The sequence below is a fragment of the Pseudomonas sp. Sample_24 genome (assembly GCF_004307605.1).
Taxonomy (GTDB): domain Bacteria; phylum Pseudomonadota; class Gammaproteobacteria; order Pseudomonadales; family Pseudomonadaceae; genus Aquipseudomonas.
The window spans coordinates 1-4,811 of the sequence record NZ_RCNW01000531.1; the positions used below are offsets into that span (position 1 = coordinate 1).

The 4,811-nt window shown below is 62.7% G+C and carries 2 protein-coding genes; both read right to left on the reverse strand.

Translation table 11 applies throughout. The annotated features are described in order from the left end of the window. Nucleotides 1-1,567: DUF2300 domain-containing protein (locus tag D8V06_RS29860; protein WP_130932381.1), on the reverse strand; the 1,567-nt coding region annotated here is incomplete at its 3' end. A 1-nt stretch (nucleotide 1,568) separates the two neighbouring features. Then, nucleotides 1,569-4,811 (reverse strand): alpha-2-macroglobulin family protein (locus tag D8V06_RS29865; RefSeq protein WP_130932385.1); only part of this gene is annotated, 3,243 nt, incomplete at its 5' end.

A 4,811-nucleotide genomic window follows, 5' to 3' on the forward strand; every position in this document is an offset into this window, starting at 1 on the left:
CGTTGGGGTGAGCTTCAAAGGCCAGGTGCAGGTATTCGTGGGTCAGGTCGAGGCGATCCTGCAAGGACAGTGCGCCGCGCACGTAGATGCGCTGGCGTTCGCGGTCGACATAGGGTCGGCCGAATCCCAGGCGGCAGACTGCAAAGGTGCTGACTTCGCTGTAACCGGCCTCGCTTTCCAACCGCATACGCCAGCCACGCCGTTGTTTCTGCAGCCAGTCCTGCGCCGCGGGCAAGGTTTCGCAGGAGGCAACGGGGTTGTCCCAGCGACTGAGGCTGGCACGCGGATAGGCGTGCAGCAGGATGGCGTCGTAGCGCTGGCCGGCGTTGGCTTGTTCCACGGCTTGTTGCCAGGAGAGTTTGTCCGGGCCGGGTTGGTCGGAGTGGTAGGTGACGCCGGTGCCGGCAAGCACGAGGTCGTTGGTCCATGCGGCGATGTTGCGCGCCTCGGTGGTGGCCGGACGTGGGGCGACTCGTTGCCGTTGGCTGCTGTCGTCGATGCTCAGGCATTCACCGTTACGCGTGGCGTTTTGCAGCAGGTAGGTACGGATGGCGACCGCCAGGGCCTTGGCGGCCTCGACAGGTTCGGCAGCGGCTTCACGCTGTAGCACGCGGGCGACGTATTCCTCGCGATCCAGACGGGCGACGATCTTGTCCTTCAGCAAAAACAGTTCACCGTTGCTGTGGATATCGAGCTGGTTGCCGTTGCTGAATTCGACGCGAAAGTCGCCTTGCATCGGCCCGGAAGCAACAACACGATCTCCCGCCAGAACGCGCCCGATCGGATAGCGTGAAAACAGCTCCACCTCGACACATCGCCCAGGATCCACCGGCCAATCAACCGGCAACACCGAAGCCAAGGCTTGAGCGTAATTGCGCAGAACCCTCTGACTGGTCCCCCGTCCACCCGCCCAGATCGGCGTGCCCTTCGTCGTCCAACCGGCGAACCCGCCCTGACGCGACGAAGGATCATGTTCATCCAACCAACTCCAGGTTTTCACCCGCAAGCGGCCACCGAGTTCGCCCACGACGTTGCCGTCGGCGGCGTTCAACACCACGTCAAGCAACACCCGCCGCGCCTGATCCTGTGCGGGCAGCACGGCCAGCATTTGCAGCAACTCCACTACCGAAACACGTGTGGACGGTTGCATCGCAGGCAAATCAAGCAGCCACTGCGGCGCTTTGCGCGCTTGCCAATACTGGCGCCAATCCGCGGCGGAAATGCCCAATCGCGCAGGCTCGAAGTACAACCCGCAGGACTTCACCAACGCCTGATCGCGTTCGATCCTGCCACCCGCAGTACAGCAATAAACCTCTTCTTTGGACTGCCCGCGACATTCATACGCAGGTTCTCGGGCACCGGTATCGACCAGCCAGCCGTAGACAAACAACTTCCACAAACTACCCAAAGGCGCCTGCAATGAGTCGGGCAACGGCTCACGGGCGATCACCCGGTTCCCGCTCAACGACAACAATTCGCCTTCGAATCCCAGTCGCAGCGGGGCTTCCTGCGCTGTCGCCAGCGCAGGGATCAAACACAGCAGCCACCAGAGCAAACGTCGGGTCATGTCAGTTGACCGTGATCTGACCAAGCGCCGGTTTCTGTTCCTGGGCCTGATGCTGAGGTGCATAGACTTGCGTGAAACGCACCGGCGGTAGATGGAATTGGCCTTTTTGCGAGAAGCGCACCAGATGGCGCAGCCGCAGCTCGCCACTCAAGGCATCCACTGGAATCGCGTAAGCCATCTGACCCGGCTCGAAGCGCGCCTTCTCCAGCGCCGTCGGTTCGGTGCCGGCCTTACCCATCAACTTGATGCCCCACGTGGTGCGCTCGACATCCGCGCCCGGCGGCAGCGGCACTTCGATCATCCCGTATCGCAGCGGCCTGGCGGCTTTGCTGGTGATGATGATTTCGTCCAGATACAGGCTGTCGCTGGACAGCGGCTTGCTGCCCACCGCTTCGAGCTTGAAAGTGAATGCAGCGTCACCCGGCACCAATCGCGACAGGCGACGAGTGATGGACACGGCCATCGGCTCGACGGCCGGTTGCCGGGTCTGGAAGCTCAATGCCGCACGCAGCGGACGTTCCTGAACACCGGACAGCGACAACACAATCGGCACCGGCGTCGCGCCCTGCCACGTCCAGTACATTTCCCCGGTGACACTGTGTTGTTTCTTCCAGCCCTCTCCCGGCGCCAGTGCGATGGTCGGCGAAGCCTGCTCGATACTGCGTTGCAGCCAGCTCAGCGCCAGTGCCCGTTCAAGGGTCGATTGCTGCGGCAACAGCCGTTGCAGCAGCGCCTGCGCACGGAGCTGATCGAACGGCTGCAGCGACAGATTCAGCGCTTCGGCAAACGGCTGCGAGCTCACAGCCAAGCGTTGCTGCGCATCGGCCAAATGCCGATTGAAGGCCTCCGGCAGCGCGACCTTCGATTGCCTGGCCAGCGACGCGGTCAACACCCTCGCCGCCGCCAGCCCCAAGGCCGAATCCGGATCGCTCATGACCAGGCTGTCTTCACCGCCCTCCATCAAGTTCGCGGCATTGCCCTCGCCCGCTTTCGCCAGATCGTCCACCAAACCGCTGAGCAAGGTGTTGATCGGCAACTGCATCTGTTTGGCGAACGCCACAATCAACGCCCGCTGCAACAGCGGCGTGTTGTTCGCCTGCTTGGCATACACCTCCAGCACCCGCTGCCAATGCTCCGGTGGCAGGCTCAATTGCAGCACCTGGCTGGCGTGCCAGTCGGCGAAATAGGCGTAGGCAGTCAGGAACGCATCCGGCTCACCGTCCATGCCCCACCAGGTGAAACTCGCCGAAGGCCCGGCCATTTGCACCAGGCGCAAACGGCTGTTCTGCATGATCAGGCGCAAGCGATCGCGGATCTGCGGATTCGACGACAGCGTCGGATACGCGATGCTCAGCGGCAGCAAGCGACTGGCGGTCTGCTCGACGCCGCCGTAGGGATAACTCAGCAGATCATCGAGCGCCGAGCGGAACAGCGCTTGCGGACTGTCGTCCAGACGCAGGCGAATGTCCGTGGCGTCCGCCGGCAACGCCAGCGGCGTATCACCACTGGCGACATCCAGGCTTTGGCTTTGTGTCACTTGCCAACCTTCGCCGGTCGCGCTCAAGTGCACAGCCAAGGCATCGACGGTTTTGCCGTCCTGCACCAGTTCCGCGGTCCACTCGCCCGTGCCCAAGGCAAACGTCGGTAACGGGATGTAGTTGATGCCGCTGTTGAGCGTGACGGCGATGCGCTGCTCGGCGCCCGCGTAATGTGTCACCAGCTCAGCCTTGACCGGATCTTGCGACTGACTGAAAGCAAACACACCGAGATCGGGTTTGTCCCCAGTGCGGAATTTGCCGGGTCCGCTCCACTTCAGGTACAGCGGTTTTTCCGAGCGCACGAATTGCTTCTTCTGCCCCACCGCACCGTCGTCGGCGATGGCCCGGGCGGTGATGCGCCAGCGGGTCAACGAGTCCGGCATCTTGAAGGTGAAGCGGGTTTTGCCGTTGGCATCGGTGAGCAGTTCCGGTTGCCACGCGGCGGTGTCGACGTCTTCGCGCCGCGGCCGTTCCAGCACTTTCACCCCGCGTTCACTGCGATTGGCTTTACCCGGCGCACCGGGGCTGCCCGGCAGCGCGACGTCATAGCTGATGAACGACAAGCTGGCACTGGTGCGCACATTGTTGCGGCGTGGGTGATAAAAGAACTGGTCGATGCTCGGTGCCACTTCCGGTTGCAGGGCATAGACCATTTCGTCGACCACACTGACCGTCAGATGCGCGGGGATTGGCTTGCCGGCGAACTGCGTCGTCAGGTCCACCGATACCGTTTCGCCCGGCTGGTAGGTGTCTTTGTCGGTGGTGATCGCCACGTCGATCTGCGGCGTAGTCACTTTGATGCCGGCGTTCTGGAAGCTGTACTGCCCGCCCTTGGTGTACAGCACCGAGAACGTCAGGTTCGGTGCGAAACCTTCCTTCACCGGGATGCGCGCGCGGTACTGGGTGTCGCTGAGTTTCTCCATCTTCAGCCAGTCGCCGCCCTTGGACAGCAGCGCGGTGGCTTCGACCTTGTCGCGCTCCAGCGACAGCAGCGCATCGTTGATCGGCTCGGGGAAAGTGATCAACGCCAGTGCTTCATCGCCGGCCTTGTACTCGGGTTTGTCGAGGACGATTTCGACGGTTCCCGGCACAGCCTTGACTCCGTCGCCGGTGACTGAATGACCGGTGGCGCCGAGGGTTCGGCCGTGGTCGTCCCTGAGCGTCAGGTTGTAGGTGCCGGGACGATCGAAGGCCAGAGTGAAACCTTTGTCGGTGGCCGCGAGCTTACCTTCGCCGCTGCTCTGGTCTTCCAGACGAACCCAGCCATAGCCGCTCGGGGTAACCGCTGCCTTCTGCTCGCTTTCGATGACGTAGCTGAACGCAACCTTGTCGCCCACCGCACTGAAGCGCTGCGGTGCGCTCAAGCGGAAATTCGCGGCGCCTCGGTCGATGAGGATTTCCTTGGTGGTCTTGACCCGATACGCCGCGCCATCACTGGCGAACACGGTGAGCATGTAGCGGCTCGGTTTGTCGGCGGCCGGCAGGTCCAGGGTCGCGTTGCCCTGGGCGTCAGTGGTCAATTCGGTGCTGGTCAGTTCCACCGGGAATTGCCCGAGGTATTGCAGTTCGTTGTCGACCATCGACAGTTGCTGGGCACGCAGGCTCAGGGTCAACTTGGCATTGGCCACCGGTTTGCCGTCCGGGTAGAGCAACACCAGACTGCCCTTGACCGGCTCGCCGGTGCGGTAATCCTGCTTGGCCAGATT